Origin of the sequence: Amycolatopsis sp. NPDC052450 (assembly GCF_044547565.1) — a bacterium.
Lineage (GTDB): Bacteria > Actinomycetota > Actinomycetes > Mycobacteriales > Pseudonocardiaceae > Amycolatopsis.
Genome location: NZ_JBIUAQ010000037.1, coordinates 22,089 through 36,508 on the forward strand (window position 1 = coordinate 22,089; position 14,420 = coordinate 36,508).

Sequence of the window (14,420 nt, forward strand, 5' to 3'; positions counted from 1 at the left end):
CTCAGGAGGCCATGGCGGGGCTGAGCCGGGCTTCGCGGCGGTCCAGGCCGCCGGACACCACTGCCAGCGAGAGCCCCAGGACGGCCAGCGACGCGCCGACCCAGTTGGGGGCGACCAGGCCGAGGCCACCCGCGATCACCAGGCCACCGAGGTAGGCGCCGATGGAGTTCGCGATGTTGAACGCCGACTGCACGGCCGCGGAGACCAGCGACGGCGTCCCGCCCGCCTTCTCCATGATCCGGGCCTGCATCATCGGGCCGATCATGAACCCGGCGAGGCCGACGAAGAAGATCGTCACCGCCGCGCCGACCTTGCCGTTCGCGGTGAAGGTGAAGATCGCCAGCACCGAAGCGAGCCCGATCAGCGAGACGTAGAGACTCGGCATCAGCGCCTTGTCGGCGAGCCTGCCACCGAGGTAGTTGCCGATCGTCATGCCGACCCCGGCCAGCGAGAGCAGCAGGGTGACGTTCGACGGCGAGTAGCCGGTGACGTCGGTCAGCATCGGCGCGATGTAGGACAGGCAGGCGAACACGCCACCGAGACCGAAGGTGACGATCGCGAGGGCGAGCCACACCTGCGGGCGGCGGAAGGCGCCGAGTTCGCCACGCAGCGACGGCTCGACCGGTTTGCCCTGGTGGGGGACCAGTTTCGCGATCGCGGCCATGGCGAGCAGGCCGATCACGGCCACGACACCGAAGGTCGCGCGCCAGCCGACCTTCTGGCCGAGCAGTGTCCCGAGCGGCACGCCGACGACGTTGGCCAGCGTCAGGCCCATGAACATCATCGAGACGGCCTTCGCGCGTTCGCCCTGCTTGGCCAGGCTCGACGCGACGACCGCGCCGGCGCCGAAGAACGCGCCGTGCGGCAGGCCGGCGAGAAAGCGGAAGGCGACGCCGAGCTCCTGGTTCGGCGAAAGCGCGAAGAGGGCGTTGCCGAGGGTGAACAGGCCCATCATCGCCAGCAGCATCGTCTTGCGCGGCAGCCGGACCGCGGCGGCGGTGAGCAGCGGGGCGCCGACGACGACGCCGAGGGCGTAGCCGGAGATGAGGTAGCCGGCGGACGGGATCGACACGCCGAAATCGGCGGCGGCTTCGGGCAGCACGCCCATCATGACGAATTCGGTGGTCCCGATGCCGAAGGCACCGATGGCGAGCGCGAGCAGCGCGACGGGCACGGCTCTCCTTCCGGGGTCGTACTGGAGGTAAACGATTACTCGCCCAGCGTCGCGGGTGGGGAGCTGAATCGATTTAGGTCTCGGACACAAAAGAAGACAGCGCATGCGGCACCGCTGTCCTTCGTCCAGTTCAACCGATCGAAGGGGCCTTTGTCATCCCGGTTTCGGGTGAGGCTGCCCACCCTCAGCGGCGCGCGGCGAGCACTCCCTGGAGCAGGCCGGGGAAGAGCTCGTCGAGATCGTTGCGGCGCAACGAGTTGTAGCGGGCGGTGCCCTGCTGGCGGCCCATGATGACGCCCGCTTCGCGCAGGGTGCGCAGGTGATGGGTGAGTGTGGACTTGGTCACGGCGACGTCGAAACCGCTGCACGAGATCTCGGTTTCGGATTCGGCCAGCTGGCGGACCATGTCGAGCCGGACCGGGTCCGCGAGCGCGGCGAGGACCGCCTCGATCCGGATCTCGTCCAGTCCGGGATAGACGTACTGGGTGGTCGTCGTGGCCATCCGTCCATAGTACGACGCCCCTCGAACTTTCCGCGAGTTCGTAGTACGGTCACCATCGAACTACGACCACCATCGAACAACGACCCCAAGTCGACTTTCGCGGGCTAACCGCGATCTGGCACCGGCCAGGCGCCCCCGGGCCCGGAGCGCCTTCAGCGGGCTAAACGCGATCCGGTGCCGGAGCGGGAGGCGACGGAAAAAGGGGTCTGGAGCTGGGGAGTCATGACCTTCGCACCACCCAGGACCGCGGTGCTGGCGCTCGGCACCTTCGCGGTCGGCACCAGCGGCTACGTCGTCGCCGGGCTGCTGCCCGCGCTGACCGGCGAGCTCGGGGTCTCCGAGACAGCCGCCGCGCAGCTGGTCACCGCCTTCGCCATCGCGTACGCGGTCGGTTCGCCGCTGTTCGCCGCGCTCACGGGCCGCTGGGAACGGCGCACCCTCCTGGTCGCCGCGCTCGTCGTCACGGCCATCGGCAACGCGCTCGCCGCCCTCGCGCCCGGCTACGTGACCCTGCTCCTCGCGCGCGTGGTCACCGCGATCGGCGCGGCGGTCTTCACGCCGGCCGCGAGTGCCGTCGCCGCCGACCTCACTTCGCCGGAACGCCGGGGCCGCGCGGTCGCGCTCGTCTTCGGCGGGCTGACCGTCGCGACGATCCTGGGTGTTCCACTCGGCAGTGTCCTTTCGCAGAGCGTCGGCTACCAGGCCGTCTTCGCGCTCGTCGCGGTCTTCTCGCTCCTCGGCGCCTTCGCGGTGCGGCTGGTCCTGCCCGCGGTCCCGGCGCCGCCGCCGGTCCGGCTGGCCGAACGGTTCACCGTCGCCAAGGACCCGCGCGTCCTCGCCATGCTCGGCGCGACCGTGCTCGGCTGCCTCGCCGCGTTCTCCGTCTACACCTTCATCTCGCCGGTCCTGTCCGCCACGGCGGGCGTCCACGGCACGACGGTCAGCCTGCTGCTGTTCGTCTACGGCGCGGGCGGCGCGCTCGGCAACGTCCTCGGTGGCCGCGCGGCCGACCGATGGGGTGCCAGGGGACCGCTGCTGGTCGTGTTCGGCGGGATCACCGTCGTGCTCGCGCTGTTGCCGCTGGTGGCGACCACCGTCGCGGGCGCGGCCGTCGTCCTCTTCCTCTGGGGACTGGCCACCTGGTCGGTCAACCCGCCGATCCAGCACCGGCTGATCGAGCTCTCCCGCCAGAACGCCGGGCTCGTCCTCTCGCTCAACGCGTCCGCGATCTATCTCGGCGTCGGCCTCTCCGGCCTGGTCGGGGGAGCCGTGCTCAGCGGCGGCGGCCCCCTCCTGCTGCCCGAGATCGCGGCGATACTGACCGCGATCGGCGCGGCCGTGGTCGTGGCAGGCTGGCGGAGCCGCGTGAAGCAGCCCGCGCTGGCCGAGTGACGCCTATTCGGCGCGAGTCTGGACTTCGCAGTCGGGGCCGGGGAAGACCAGCCCTTCGTGCCCGTCCGCGAACCGGACGAGATACGGCGGAGCACCGTGTTCTCCGCGTACCTCGAGGATTTCGCCGTGTCGCTCGGCCGAGCCGACCGTGCGTCCGTGCACGTGGATCTCGTCTCCGACGGTCGCCTGCATGAGAAATCACCTCCGACACTCCAAGGTTAGGAGCGTCGGAGGGGTTCGTACAGGTGCCCGCCACGATCGGTCGAGTGCGAAGGGAAATCCGCGGGCCCGCCGTGAACGTCGTCGATAGGCTGACCGGATGACCGACGTACTCGACAAGGTGGCCGGGAAGAGCGGCGAACTGGTGCTCCGCCGGGCCGGGGAAGATTTCGAGGTCATCGCCAACGGCGTCTTCCTGATGGACACCCGGAACGGTGAATCCGAACGGTTGCTCGTCTCGGTGGCGGCCGATCTGGTGCCGGGCAAGGCACGGATGCTGATCGGCGGCCTCGGTGTCGGCTATTCGCTGCGCGCCGCGCTCGACCACCCCGGTGTCGGCGAAATCGTGGTCGTCGAGCGCGAGCCCGCCGTGATCAAGTGGAACCGCCAGGGCCCGCTCAAGGACGTCCATGGCGACGCGCTGTCCGACGGACGGGTCACCGTCGTCGAGGCCGATCTGGTGAAGTGGTTGCGCCGTACGGAAGAGCGGTTCGACGCGCTTTGCCTCGACATCGACAACGGTCCTGAGTGGACGGTCACGGACGGCAACGCGAAGCTGTATCTGGAAGACGGGCTCGACATGCTCGCCACACGGCTGCGGCCCGGCGGCGTGCTCGGGGTGTGGAGCGCCGAGTCGGTGCCGTCGTTCGCGAAGCGGCTGCGGGCGCGGTTCGGTGAGGTGCGGGAGCTGAAGATCCCGGTGCCGCAAGGAGAACCGGACGTGCTGTGGTTCGCGCGGGTGTAGCGGACGCGGCGCGGGTCAACGCGCGCTGGTGCGACGTGGTGTGCCGAACGGGTACTTTCACCGCCCACGTCTGGAAGTCGGCGCACCGGACGCCGCCGCTGTACCCGGACGCGGTGACCCTGACGCCGGACGTGACCGTAGCTGAGGTGCTGGACGGGATCGACACCTCGCCGGGCTGCTCGATCAAGGACAGTTTCGCCTGCCTGGATCTTTCGCAAGCGGGCTTCGAGGTGTTCTTCGAGGCCACGTGGATCACCCGTACGGCTCAGGTGCCGCTCGAACCGGGCTGGTCCCGCGTCGACGACCGGTTCGACGATCCGTCCGTCGCGGTGTGGTCCGACGGCGTCTCCGGCGTGACCGCCAACCGGGACGGCGGCTTCGCCGGACTGTCCAATTTGTACACTCAAGGCGATCCCGACGACGCGTGCCGCGGCGCGACCTCGGCCGTCGCGGCGAGCTTCCCCGGGTTGCCGATCACCGGCTACGAACGCGGCGACGACCTCGACGCCGCTCTCCGCAACGGCTACACGGCTCTGGGGCCGCTGCGGGTCTGGCTGAAATGATCGCCGTATGGAGATCACCACCTGGCACCTCGAACAGACTTCGCCGGAGGACCTGAGCGCGGCGAAACCGCCTGCCGTCCCGGTGACGGTCACCCGCGCCGAGCTGGTCAGCCCGGAGCTGAACCGCTACCTGTACACCGCCGTCGGCGGCGACTGGTTCTGGATCGACAGGCTCGGCTGGACGTGGACGCGGTGGGTCGAGTGGCTGGACAGGCCGGGCGTCGAGACCTGGGTGGCGTACGCGCAGGGGACGCCGTGCGGCTACTTCGAACTCGACGGCGCTGTCGACGGCACGGTCGAGCTCGCGTACTTCGGCCTGATGTCGTCCTTCGTCGGGAAGGGCATCGGCGGGCACTTGCTGACCGTCGCGCTGCGAGAGGCGTGGGCGCTCGCGGAGCGCTGGCCGGGCAAGGCGACGACGCGCCGCGTCACGGTCCACACCTGCACGACGGACGGCCCGGCCGCGCTCAAGAACTACCAGGCACGCGGCTTCCGGCTGTTCCGCACCGAAGTCGAGCAGGCCGAACTGCCCGCCGAGACGCCGGGACCGTGGCCGGGAGCCGCGAAGAGGTAGTGAGGGAAGGTCGAACGTGTCGTGGCGTGGGGCCGGTGTCGCTCGTGCGTCTGGTAGTGGGGGCCTTCATGTACTTCGGCAACACGCGAGTTCCGCCTATAAACACGCGAGTTCCGGGGCTGAGCACGAGAGTGCGGTGTCGCGTCACCCAGCCCGCAGTCGCGCCAGAGACACGACACGTTCGCTAACTACTTGGCGGGCGCCTTGGCGGCGGCCTTCGCCGCCTTCTTGAACGCTCGCACCTCACCGAGGGTTTTCGCGTCCACGACGTCGGCGATCGAACGTCGTGAGCCGCGGTCGCCGTATGAACCGGTGGCCGCGCGCCAGCCCTTGGGCTGCACGCCGAGCTGCTTGCCGAGCAACGCGAGGAAGATCGAGGCCTTCTGGTCGCCGAAGCCGGGCAACGCCTTGAGTCGCCTGAGGACCTCGGGGCCGTCCGGCTTGGGGCGGCCGGCGGTCCAGATCCCGGCGGCGTCGCCGTCGTAGTGTTCGACGACGTGCTCCGCGAGGTCCTTCACCCGCCGGGCCATCGAGCCGCCGTAGCGGTGGATCGCGGGCGGGACGACACAGAGCTCGACGAAGGTTTCGGTGTCCATCGCGTGGATCTTCTTGATGTCGAAACCGTCCATCCGGTCCGCGATCTTCTGCGGGCCCCGGAACGCGTGTTCCATCGGGAACTGCTGGTCGAGGAGCATCCCGACGAGCAGGGCGAACGGGTCTTCGGTCAGCAGCCGGTCCGCTTCCTCGTCTCCGACCAGGTGCAATGCGCGCGTCATGCGCCCAGGATCTCACGATCGGTACCCAACGTCACCTGCGGCACTGCGGCGCTACCACTGATCCAGAACGGTGGTAGAGCCTTCGTTCCCTGGAAAATATGGTGTGGAGTGGGCTAAGTTCCCGGGTTCAACGAAGGTATGAGGGTGGGAGCTCGACGTGCAAGAAGACCTCTTCGAAAACGATCTTGATGTGGATGGCGCCGACGATCAGTCGGAGCCTTTGGAGATAAGCCTTGCTGAACGTCGATTAGTTACTCAACCTTATGACCTCTCGCTCGCGACATTGGTTGACGACATTGACCGTAGTCGACTTTTGTTGAATATTGAGTATCAGAGGAAGTATGTCTGGGATCGAGCTAAGGCAAGCAGGTTGATTGAGAGCTTTTTGATCAACATTCCGGTCCCGGTTTGCTATTTTGCGGAAAATGAGGACGGAACATACGAGGTGATCGACGGGCTTCAGCGAATAACTACAATTAAGAAATTTCTGGAAGATGACTTTCCTTTGCGAGGCGTTTCTGTTCTTCGAGAGTTGGACGGACTGTTGTTTTCGCAGATGTCTCCCAAGGATCAGCGAAGGCTTCAAAACCGAACTGTGCGCTGCATTGTAATCACGGAAGACTCGCATCCTGATATCAAGTTCGATGTCTTCGAGAGGTTGAACACGGGTTCTGCACGGTTGGCGCATCAGGAGCTGAGGAATTGCATCTATCGGGGAGAATTTAACACTGCCCTTAAAGAGCTCGCGGAGAATGATTACTTCACAGGTATTCTTGGGGGGCTGCAGAATCAGCGCATGGAGTACGCGGAACTGGCCCTGAGGTTCTTCGCGTTGTATGACGACTTTAGTTCATATAGGCCACCTCTGCGGCAGTTGCTGAATGGATACATGCGCGACCATAGGAAAGAACGTCCGCGGAAGGGTGAGCTTCAAGTTTTTGAAGACACATGTAGGACAGTTTCTTACATCTTCGGCAAAGAAGCTTTCCGCTTGCCTGCCAAGAGTGCTGGCAAGCAACTTGGCGCCTTTAACAAGGCGCTCTTCGATGCGATAATGCTGCCTTTGGCCTTCGCTGATAGGCCGCAGGCGATGGAAAGTGGAGATGAGGTTCGAAAACTTCGGCAGCGACTAATTGTCGATGAGGAGTTTGGCACAGCGATTGGGCGGGCGACGGCGGATCGTCTTAGGATGCGAACGAGGACTCATGCGTTTGCTGACGGTTTAAAGCGTATTGGCGTGGCCTGTGACCTTCCGCCGATTGCGCTGAAGTGATGCTTCGGATGAGAGTTTACAAAACGGAATCCTTGGAAGCTTTCGTTGACAGTATTCAGGAAGTCGAGATACTTCTAAGCGCTGAAGAGCGCCCAGAAAAATCTCTACCCGAGCCTGGTTCGCGGCGAGGTAGCCGTGACTTGAAGAACGCCCTATCGAGGGCGGGGCATGTAATGCTAGTTGCTCATTTCGAGGGGTTTGTCAAGTCGTCGCTGACAGAGTTTGTGGACGCGATCTGTGATGCCAAACCGCCTTCGCGAAGGGTGCCGGATGCACTGCTGGAGCTCTTTACTAAAGAGAGAATACAAGAACTTTCTCGGATTGAAGATGGAAAACAAAGAGCTTCACGTACTCGTCGCCTATTTGCTGTCTACTCAGATCTTTGGGATGAGGATCGGAGCATAAATCCTAAGCTGGTTTCCGGAACGATACTCGCTCGTCAGTTCACTAATGCTGGCCCCGAATCGCTGGGGGCGGCATTGATGCTAATCGGGGCCGAGGATCCTATTGACGAGATTCAAGCAGACGTGCGCGCTCGGGGAGAGTTCGCAAACGTCAACGTTGGCGTCAAATTGCAGGAGATTGTCGATAAGAGAAATAAGATCGCGCACGGGGATCTCAGTGAAAAACCCATGTATTCCGAAGTGCGCGACTATCTGCTATTCCTTTTGAAGGTTGCGGAAGCGATTGATAAATTGATTGCGAGAAGAATAGATTTCAGCTGTTCGCTGCGCTAGTTGTCGCCAGCCGGGCCGCCGCGCGCGTCCTCATCCGTGCGGATCGACCAGCAGGTCCGCGGCCGCGGTGGTGATGGCGGCCGACACCGCCGCCAGCGCGGGCGAGTCGAGTTTCCACTGCTGCCAGAACAGCGGCACGTCGATCGGGTGATCCGGGTCGAGGCAGGCGAACGTGCCGTCCCGCAGGCGGTCGCCGATCTGCGCGAGCGGCACCATGCCCCAGCCCATTCCGGCCGCGACGGCGTCGAAGAATCCTTCGGAAGAGGGAACGTAGTGCCGCAGTGGGCTCGCGATCGTGCCGCGCTCGCGGGCGAAGCGGTCCTGGAGGTCGTCACGGCGGTCGAAGACGACGACAGGTGCTTCGGCGAGGTCGAGGTCGGTGCCGAGGGCCGGGCTCACGACGGCCAGGTAGCGCATGTGCCCGAGCCGGTGCACCGAACAGCCGGCGACCGGATCGGGTGACGACGTCACCGCGGCCATCACCAGCCCCTCCCGCAGCAGGGTGGTGGTGTGGTCCTGATCCTCGCGGTGCAGTTCGAAGCAGATCTTCTGCTCGGGCGGCACCCGGGTGAGCGCCGGCAGGAACCACGTCGCCAGCGAATCGGCGTTCACCGCGATCGGCAGCCGGACCGGTTCGTCGCCCGCGGTCAGCCCGAGTTCGGCCCGCGTGTCGGCTTCCAGCAGCGCCAGCTGACGGCCGAACCGCACCACCGCCTGCCCGGATTCGGTCAGCCGCACCGGTTTCGTGCGGATCAGCAGGACCCGGCCGGTGCGCTGTTCGAGCGCCTTGACGCGCTGGCTGATCGCCGACGGCGTCACGTGCAGCGCCGAGGCCGCCGCGTCGAACGTGCCTTCGTCGGCGACGGCGAGCAGCGTGCGGACCAGGTCGAGGGGCAGGTCGGTCATCATGAGCGCTAATGTTACGTAAGAATCTTTAGCTGTACTGTTGACGCCGGGATTTCTACCGTGGTCGGCATGGGAGACGTTCTGTTCAGCGCGGTCGCCGGGTTCGGCGCGACCATGGCCCTCATCGTCGCGATCGGCGCGCAGAACGCTTTTGTGCTGCGTCAGGGCATCCGGCGCGAAGCGGTCCTCGTCGTGGTGCTGATCTGCATCTTCTCGGACGCCATCCTGGTGAGCCTCGGCGTCGGCGGGGTCGGCGCGCTGGTGGGGACGTCACCCGAAGCGTTGACGATCGTCGCCCTGGTCGGCGGCGCTTTCCTGCTTTGCTACGGCGCTCTCGCGGCCCGTCGCGCGTTCAAGCCGGCGGCGCTGGAAACCGGTGGCCCGGAGACCGGCGGATCGCTGCGCCGCATCGTGCTGACCACGCTGGCGATCACCTGGCTGAATCCGCATGTCTATCTCGACACCCTCCTCCTGCTCGGCGCGGTCGCGGCCGGGCACGGCAGCGACCGGTGGGCGTTCGGCGTGGGCGCGGTGTCGGCCAGCGTGCTCTGGTTCCTCGCGCTCGGTTTCGGCGCGCGGCTGCTCAGCGGGTTCTTCCGCAAGCCGTCGGCGTGGCGGGTGCTGGACGGCCTGGTCGCCGCGACGATGATCGCCCTCGGGGTGACGCTGATGGCCAGTGCCTGATCACGGCAGCCGGGCGAGCGTTTCGGCGGTGAGCACGAGATCGGCCGCGGCCGCCGAGTCGCGGATCGTCGCCGGCCTCGTCGAGCCGGGGATCGCGATCATCGACGGCGACTTCGCGAGCAGCCAGGCCAGGCACACCTGGTGCGGGCTGACCCCGAGCTCTTCGGCCACGGAAAGGAACTCGCCACCGATCCCGCGGAGCGGGCCCCACGGCAGATAGGCGAGCCCGAGTTCGGTGCACAGGGCCAGTTCCGGTTCGTGCGAAAGCTGCGCGGGCGCGTGCTCGTTCTGCACCGAAACCAGTGTCCCGCCGAGGATTTCCCGCGCTTCGATGATCTGCGCACTGGACACATTGGACAGTCCGGCGAGCCGGATCTTGCCTTCGTCGGCCAGCTCCTTGATCGCGCCGACGGATTCCGCCCACGGCACGTTCTCGTCGGGTTTGTGCAGCTGGTAGAGCCCGATCGTGTCGACGCCGAGCCGTTTCAGCGAGCCCTCGCAGGCGTTCTTGAGGTGCGTGGGTGTCCCGGTGACGGTCCACGAGCCGTCACCGGGACGGCCGCGGCCGCCCTTGGTCGCGACGAGCACCGCGTCCGAGCCGCTGTGGCCGGCCAGCGCTTCGGCGATCAGCACCTCGTTGTGCCCGGTTTCGTCCGCGTGCCAGTGGTAGGAGTCGGCCGTGTCGATCAGCGTGACACCGGCGTCGAGCGCGGCGTGGATCGTGGCGATCGCGCGGTCGCGGTCCGGCCTGCCCTCGATCGACAGCGGCATCGCGCCCAGCCCGATCGCGCTCACCTCGACGTCTCCGATGCTGCGGTAACGCATGTGCTCAAGCCTTTCTGGCGTCTTCGACGGCTTCGTTGAGCCAATCGGTGGTGGTGGAGAACGAGAAGCCGAGGGCGGTCGCGCGCGAGGTGTCCAGGACGGCGTACCGGTCGAAGGAGAACGGCGAAGCGTCCCGCTCGACGGTCCGGAACCGGGGCTCGACCGAGATCGCACGGGCGATGTCCACGACGGAAAGCTCGCCGTGCGAACCGGCGTTGACCGGACCTGTGAAGTCCGCGAACACCGTCCAGGCAAGGAAATCCGCGATCTCGCGCGCGTGGATGAACGTCGACGGCCGCGGTTGCGCGTGGATCTCCACGGCGTCCCCCGCGTCCAGCCGTTCGACGTAATGCCGCAGCCGTCCGGTGAAATCCTCGCCACCGAGGACGTGCGCGACCCGCACCGAAGCGAACGCCGTGTCTCCGGCCGCGAAGACCGCCTCGGCCTGCCGCTTGCCTTCGCCGTAGTGCGCTTCGAGGAAATCCTCGGCGTGCCAAGGAAGTCCGAGGTCGGCCGTCGCGGGGGAGACCAGCGTTTCGGCCATCGGGGTCTCCGTCCGGATCTGGTCGTAGACCTCGATCGTGGACGTCATCACGTACCGGTCCGCGCGGATGACGCGGCGCGCGATCGACGCCTGCACCGGGGTGTAGCAGACCTGGTCCAGCACGACGTCGAAGGAACGAGACCCCAGCGCGGCCTTCAGTCCGCCTTCGTCGTCGCGGTCGGCGATCAGGTGGGTGACGCCGGAGGGCGCCGGGGTGGAGCCGCGGTTGAGGACGGTGACGTCCAGCCCTCGGTCGCGCAGCCGCTCGACCACGTCGCGGCCGAAGTACCGGCTTCCGCCCAGAACGAGCACTTTCTTCATGTCCACCAGTGTTACGGTGGCGATCCGGGCGATTGAAGGGGAGAACATGGGTGAATCGGCGGAATCGCTGAAAGAAGCTCGGTCGAATCGTGGTTTCACTGAAAGCTCACTGGACGTGATCGACAGGCGACTCCTTGAACTCCTTCAGGAGGAAGGCCGCATCACCCTGAGCGAGCTCGGGCGCCGCGTTTCTCTGAGTCCCGCCGCTGTCGGCGAACGCGTCAAACGGCTCGAAGCCGACGGCACGATCACCGGCTACGCGGCGCTCGTCTCGCCGTCCGGGATCGGCCTCGGGCTGCGGGCGTTCGTGCGGATGGCGCCGCACAGCGGGTTCACCGTCCGGCATCCGCGCACCCGGAAACTCATGGACCGGCCGGAGATCCTCGAACTGCATCACGTGGTGGGGGAGGACTGCTGGATCCTCAAGATCGCCGTACGCGACACCGCGCACCTGGAAGACCTCCTGGAGGATCTGTCCACACTGGGCGCCACGACGACGTCGATCGTCATGTCCAGCCCGATCGAGCGGCGCGTACTGCTGCCCTTGTGATGCCTCACAAGAGGTGGCGCGTAAGTCTGGTTCTTCTCCCGGTCCGGCTCGCCGGTTTGTGACGCATGATGACTCGCATCACACATACTGACGAGTAACCGGAGGCAGGATGCGGGCCAGAAGGATCCTCACCACGCTTGTCGCGGCCTTGACGTTCACGATCGCCGTCCCGGCGGTGGCGAGCGCGGCGCCGTCGAGCGGCTGGAACGACTGGTCGTGCAAGCCCAGCGCGAGCCATCCCGAGCCCGTCGTGCTGGCGCACGGCCTCGGTGGCAACGCGACGACCAACTGGTTCTACCACGCGCCGAAACTCAAGGACGCCGGTTATTGCGTCTACTCGCTGACCTACGGCGCCACCGTCCTGGGCGGACAGTTGTTCGGCGGACTCGGCTCCATGCGGAAGAGTGCCGTCGAATTCGGCACTTTCGTGGACCGGGTGCGAGCGAGCACCGGCGCGGACAAGGTCGACATCGTCGGGCATTCCGAGGGCACGACGATGCCCGCGTACTACCTCAAATTCGAAGGTGGCGCGGAGAAGGTGAAGCATTTCGTCGGCTTCGGCTCGAACTTCAAGGGCACGACGCTGAACGGCCTTTCCGGACTCGCCAAGACCGTGCTTTCGCTGCCCGGCCTCGATCTGCTCGCCGACGGCGTCTGCGGGGCGTGCCGCGAATACCTCGCGCCGTCGGACTTCCTCGACGACCTCGCCCGCGGCGGCGTGAGCGTGCCGGGGCCGACGTACACGAGCATCGTGAGCCGCCATGATCGAGTGGTCACGCCGTACACCAGCGGGGTGCTCGACGAGCCGGGTACGACCGACATCGTGCTGCAGGACCGGTGCGGCGCGGACGTTTCCGGGCATCTGAGCCAGGCGATCGACCCGAACGTGACGAGCCTGATCCTCAAAGCGCTCGACCCGGAAGGCGCCCCCGCGCCGAAGTGCGTGCCGTTCTTCGCGCCGCTATAGAACGCTGCAGGCATCAGGGCCTGGTCGCGTGCACCACGAACACCGACCGGATCCGGTCCGGCGTTTCGACGTCGAGGCGTTTCACGGTCACCTCCGTGAAACCCGCTTCGGAGGCCAGTTCCGCCGCCTCGTCCTCGGTTTCCGGCAGCTTCAAGTCGGTGGGGACGATGGCGGCGAACGCCTCCGACGGCCGGAACGCCGACGCGAGCGGCAGGCTGAAAGCCACCCGGCCGCCCGGGCGCAGCGCCCGCAGCCAGTCGCGGAGCGCGGCCGCGCCGAGGAAATGCAGCGAAGACGCGCACAGGACGGCGTCCGCGCCTTCGTCCTCCACCGGCGACGGAACCGCCGAGGCGACCTGCCACGTGATGAGCCTGCCGGGATCGTGCGTCGCCGCCTTCCGCTCGGCCTGGGCGATCATGCCCGGCGAGATGTCGATCGCGAACACTTCGCCCGGCTCCAGGCGCAGCGCGGCGAACGCGGCCACACCCGTACCGGTCGCGACGTCGAGAACGCGTTCGGGCGCCACAAGGCCGAGGCCGTCGACGAGCGCGTCGGCGACCAGGCCGTGAAAAGTGTCTTCGTCGTAGTGTGCGGCGATGCCGTCGAACAGGCCGGCCGCGATCTCCTCGCTCACGACGCCGACCCTATCCGGGAGGCGGCGCCTGCCGGCGAAACCCAGGTCGACGCGGTGATACCAGCACAACTCCGAGTCGCCTTCGAGCCAGCACAACAGGACGTCGACGCCGTCGAGCTCGGCAGGGAAGTCGATCAGGAGCGGGGCGAACCCCTTCAGCTCCGCGCCCGTCCGCTGGACGGTCGTCATCAGGTCGTCCAACCGGGCCTGCGCGGCCTTCCACTCCGGCATCCCGCCGAGCATGGTCGCCCGGCCGCCGGGGCGCAGCGACGCGGCGAGTTCGGCCGCGTCGGCGCGAAGACGCACAAGCTCGTCGAGCACGGGGCGTAGCCGGGCGAGCTCGGCGCGGGCTTCGGGAACGGTGAACAAACCCATACGCCGATGGTCCCAGCCCGCTCAGCGGCGCCGCCGGGCGAGTCTCGACGCGAGGCCCGCGCCGATCAGGAGGAAGCCCGTCGCGAGCAGGCCGCCGATGAAGAGCCAGCTCGTGACGCCGTAGGTGACGTCGTTCTGCGGCAGGTACTTCACCAGGCGGAAGCCCCATTCCGGGACGGCGATGGTCGCCACGCCCGGCGCGACGCCCCAGACGAGACCGCCGAGGATCGGACCGGTCGCCGAGAGCGCGCCGAGCAGCCCCACCGCCAGCAACAGGAGTCCGCCGCCCACGAGCAGGCCGATGCTCAAGACGTCACGCTGGGTGCTGAGCGTGGCCTGGACGAGCATCTGCTGCCGCAGGCCGCCCCAGGACAACAGGCCGAGGGCGACCGGCGTCAGGATCAGACCGCCCGCGCCACTGAGGACGCGACGCACGCCTCGGCCCGCGCGCGGGTCTTCGACGCCCAGGTCGTCGTCGAAGGGCGGCTCGTACGGTTCATACGACTCGACGTCCTCGTACGGCCTCCGCGGGTCCTTCGGTTCCTGCTCGTACTCGCCGTACTCCTGGTAGTCCTCGTCGTCGTACTCCGCGACGTACCGGTGCGATGACATGGGCGGGTCACCTCCCTTAACCGGACTACGGACGTCAGCCCCCTTCG

18 protein-coding genes are annotated in these 14,420 nt (G+C 66.8%); 9 read left to right on the forward strand and 9 right to left on the reverse strand.

The window, feature by feature from the left end; translation table 11 throughout:
• Position 1 precedes the first annotated feature (1 nt).
• Both ACIHAO_RS37160 and ACIHAO_RS37165 read right to left on the reverse strand, forming a co-directional pair.
• A complete protein-coding gene (locus ACIHAO_RS37160; protein WP_396566026.1) occupies positions 2–1,174 on the reverse strand; it encodes an MFS transporter in 1,173 nt (390 codons plus the stop codon).
• Positions 1,175–1,358: 184 nt separating this feature from the next.
• Positions 1,359–1,676, reverse strand: coding sequence for an ArsR/SmtB family transcription factor (locus tag ACIHAO_RS37165; protein ID WP_396566028.1), 318 nt, complete (start codon positions 1,674–1,676; stop codon positions 1,359–1,361).
• A 222-nt stretch (positions 1,677–1,898) separates the two neighbouring features.
• Between ACIHAO_RS37165 and ACIHAO_RS37170 the strand changes: the two genes are divergently transcribed.
• Positions 1,899–3,068 (forward strand): MFS transporter, encoded by a 1,170-nt coding sequence (locus tag ACIHAO_RS37170; protein WP_396566030.1) that lies wholly within the window; start codon positions 1,899–1,901, stop codon positions 3,066–3,068.
• Between the two features lie 3 nt (positions 3,069–3,071).
• Here ACIHAO_RS37170 and ACIHAO_RS37175 read toward each other — a convergent pair whose 3' ends face one another.
• Positions 3,072–3,260: a DUF1918 domain-containing protein gene (locus ACIHAO_RS37175; protein WP_125788921.1), complete on the reverse strand. Its 189-nt coding sequence runs from the start codon at positions 3,258–3,260 to the stop codon at positions 3,072–3,074.
• 127 nt (positions 3,261–3,387) lie between these two features.
• Between ACIHAO_RS37175 and ACIHAO_RS37180 the strand changes: the two genes are divergently transcribed.
• Genes ACIHAO_RS37180 through ACIHAO_RS37190 form a run of 3 tightly spaced genes read left to right on the forward strand, consistent with a single transcriptional unit; the run spans position 3,388 to position 5,169 of the window.
• Positions 3,388–4,032: a spermidine synthase gene (locus tag ACIHAO_RS37180; RefSeq protein ID WP_396566032.1), complete on the forward strand. Its 645-nt coding sequence runs from the start codon at positions 3,388–3,390 to the stop codon at positions 4,030–4,032.
• Complete coding sequence (locus ACIHAO_RS37185; protein ID WP_396566034.1) at positions 4,014–4,595, forward strand: hypothetical protein; 582 nt, start codon at positions 4,014–4,016, stop codon at positions 4,593–4,595. The genes ACIHAO_RS37180 and ACIHAO_RS37185 overlap by 19 nt, the downstream gene beginning before the upstream one ends.
• A 7-nt stretch (positions 4,596–4,602) precedes the next feature.
• Positions 4,603–5,169 carry a GNAT family N-acetyltransferase gene (locus ACIHAO_RS37190; RefSeq protein ID WP_396566036.1) on the forward strand — a complete coding sequence of 189 codons (567 nt, stop codon included), beginning with the start codon at positions 4,603–4,605 and terminating at the stop codon, positions 5,167–5,169.
• 188 nt (positions 5,170–5,357) lie between these two features.
• Here ACIHAO_RS37190 and ACIHAO_RS37195 read toward each other — a convergent pair whose 3' ends face one another.
• A complete protein-coding gene (locus tag ACIHAO_RS37195) occupies positions 5,358–5,945 on the reverse strand; it encodes an HhH-GPD-type base excision DNA repair protein (RefSeq protein WP_396566038.1) in 588 nt (195 codons plus the stop codon).
• A gap of 157 nt (positions 5,946–6,102) precedes the next feature.
• Here ACIHAO_RS37195 and ACIHAO_RS37200 point away from each other — a divergent pair, with 157 nt between their 5' ends.
• Together ACIHAO_RS37200 and ACIHAO_RS37205 are read left to right on the forward strand one after the other, a co-directional pair.
• Positions 6,103–7,218 (forward strand): DUF262 domain-containing protein, encoded by a 1,116-nt coding sequence (locus ACIHAO_RS37200; protein WP_396566039.1) that lies wholly within the window; start codon positions 6,103–6,105, stop codon positions 7,216–7,218.
• 8 nt (positions 7,219–7,226) lie between these two features.
• A complete protein-coding gene (locus ACIHAO_RS37205) occupies positions 7,227–7,955 on the forward strand; it encodes an MAE_28990/MAE_18760 family HEPN-like nuclease (protein WP_396566041.1) in 729 nt (242 codons plus the stop codon).
• 30 nt (positions 7,956–7,985) lie between these two features.
• On the opposite strand, the gene ACIHAO_RS37210 is transcribed toward ACIHAO_RS37205, so the two are convergent.
• Positions 7,986–8,864, reverse strand: a complete 879-nt coding sequence (locus ACIHAO_RS37210) for a LysR family transcriptional regulator ArgP (protein WP_396566043.1) — start codon at positions 8,862–8,864, stop codon at positions 7,986–7,988.
• Between the two features lie 66 nt (positions 8,865–8,930).
• Between ACIHAO_RS37210 and ACIHAO_RS37215 the strand changes: the two genes are divergently transcribed.
• Positions 8,931–9,545, forward strand: a complete 615-nt coding sequence (locus tag ACIHAO_RS37215; protein ID WP_396566045.1) for a LysE/ArgO family amino acid transporter — start codon at positions 8,931–8,933, stop codon at positions 9,543–9,545.
• Here the strand turns inward: ACIHAO_RS37215 and ACIHAO_RS37220 are convergent, their stop codons facing one another.
• Both ACIHAO_RS37220 and ACIHAO_RS37225 read right to left on the reverse strand, forming a co-directional pair.
• Positions 9,546–10,370: an aldo/keto reductase gene (locus tag ACIHAO_RS37220; protein ID WP_396566047.1), complete on the reverse strand. Its 825-nt coding sequence runs from the start codon at positions 10,368–10,370 to the stop codon at positions 9,546–9,548. It abuts the gene before it with no gap.
• 4 nt (positions 10,371–10,374) lie between these two features.
• A complete protein-coding gene (locus ACIHAO_RS37225; protein ID WP_396566049.1) occupies positions 10,375–11,235 on the reverse strand; it encodes an NAD-dependent epimerase/dehydratase family protein in 861 nt (286 codons plus the stop codon).
• Positions 11,236–11,350: 115 nt separating this feature from the next.
• On the opposite strand from ACIHAO_RS37225, the gene ACIHAO_RS37230 reads away from it, so the two are divergent.
• Together ACIHAO_RS37230 and ACIHAO_RS37235 are read left to right on the forward strand one after the other, a co-directional pair.
• Positions 11,351–11,785 carry an Lrp/AsnC family transcriptional regulator gene (locus ACIHAO_RS37230; protein WP_396566051.1) on the forward strand — a complete coding sequence of 145 codons (435 nt, stop codon included), beginning with the start codon at positions 11,351–11,353 and terminating at the stop codon, positions 11,783–11,785.
• A 109-nt stretch (positions 11,786–11,894) separates the two neighbouring features.
• Positions 11,895–12,752, forward strand: coding sequence for an esterase/lipase family protein (locus ACIHAO_RS37235; protein WP_396566053.1), 858 nt, complete (start codon positions 11,895–11,897; stop codon positions 12,750–12,752).
• Between the two features lie 13 nt (positions 12,753–12,765).
• Here ACIHAO_RS37235 and ACIHAO_RS37240 read toward each other — a convergent pair whose 3' ends face one another.
• Positions 12,766–13,761 carry a DUF2203 family protein gene (locus tag ACIHAO_RS37240; RefSeq protein WP_396566055.1) on the reverse strand — a complete coding sequence of 332 codons (996 nt, stop codon included), beginning with the start codon at positions 13,759–13,761 and terminating at the stop codon, positions 12,766–12,768.
• A 21-nt stretch (positions 13,762–13,782) separates the two neighbouring features.
• Positions 13,783–14,373: a hypothetical protein gene (locus ACIHAO_RS37245; protein WP_396566057.1), complete on the reverse strand. Its 591-nt coding sequence runs from the start codon at positions 14,371–14,373 to the stop codon at positions 13,783–13,785.
• Between the last annotated feature and the right edge of the window lie 47 nt (positions 14,374–14,420).

Bases quoted from the DNA above. Each gene is read 5' to 3' on its own strand.
- ACIHAO_RS37245 (WP_396566057.1), bottom strand. From the start codon at position 14,373: ATGTCATCGCACCGGTACGTCGCGGAGTACGACGACGAGGACTACCAG.
- ACIHAO_RS37180 (WP_396566032.1), top strand. From the start codon at position 3,388: ATGACCGACGTACTCGACAAGGTGGCCGGGAAGAGCGGCGAACTGGTG.
- ACIHAO_RS37205 (WP_396566041.1), top strand. From the start codon at position 7,227: ATGAGAGTTTACAAAACGGAATCCTTGGAAGCTTTCGTTGACAGTATT.
- ACIHAO_RS37210 (WP_396566043.1), bottom strand. From the start codon at position 8,864: ATGATGACCGACCTGCCCCTCGACCTGGTCCGCACGCTGCTCGCCGTC.
- ACIHAO_RS37225 (WP_396566049.1), bottom strand. From the start codon at position 11,235: ATGAAGAAAGTGCTCGTTCTGGGCGGAAGCCGGTACTTCGGCCGCGAC.
- ACIHAO_RS37175 (WP_125788921.1), bottom strand. From the start codon at position 3,260: ATGCAGGCGACCGTCGGAGACGAGATCCACGTGCACGGACGCACGGTC.
- ACIHAO_RS37220 (WP_396566047.1), bottom strand. From the start codon at position 10,370: ATGCGTTACCGCAGCATCGGAGACGTCGAGGTGAGCGCGATCGGGCTG.
- ACIHAO_RS37240 (WP_396566055.1), bottom strand. From the start codon at position 13,761: ATGGGTTTGTTCACCGTTCCCGAAGCCCGCGCCGAGCTCGCCCGGCTA.
- ACIHAO_RS37165 (WP_396566028.1), bottom strand. From the start codon at position 1,676: ATGGCCACGACGACCACCCAGTACGTCTATCCCGGACTGGACGAGATC.
- ACIHAO_RS37170 (WP_396566030.1), top strand. From the start codon at position 1,899: ATGACCTTCGCACCACCCAGGACCGCGGTGCTGGCGCTCGGCACCTTC.
- ACIHAO_RS37195 (WP_396566038.1), bottom strand. From the start codon at position 5,945: ATGACGCGCGCATTGCACCTGGTCGGAGACGAGGAAGCGGACCGGCTG.
- ACIHAO_RS37215 (WP_396566045.1), top strand. From the start codon at position 8,931: ATGGGAGACGTTCTGTTCAGCGCGGTCGCCGGGTTCGGCGCGACCATG.
- ACIHAO_RS37235 (WP_396566053.1), top strand. From the start codon at position 11,895: ATGCGGGCCAGAAGGATCCTCACCACGCTTGTCGCGGCCTTGACGTTC.
- ACIHAO_RS37190 (WP_396566036.1), top strand. From the start codon at position 4,603: ATGGAGATCACCACCTGGCACCTCGAACAGACTTCGCCGGAGGACCTG.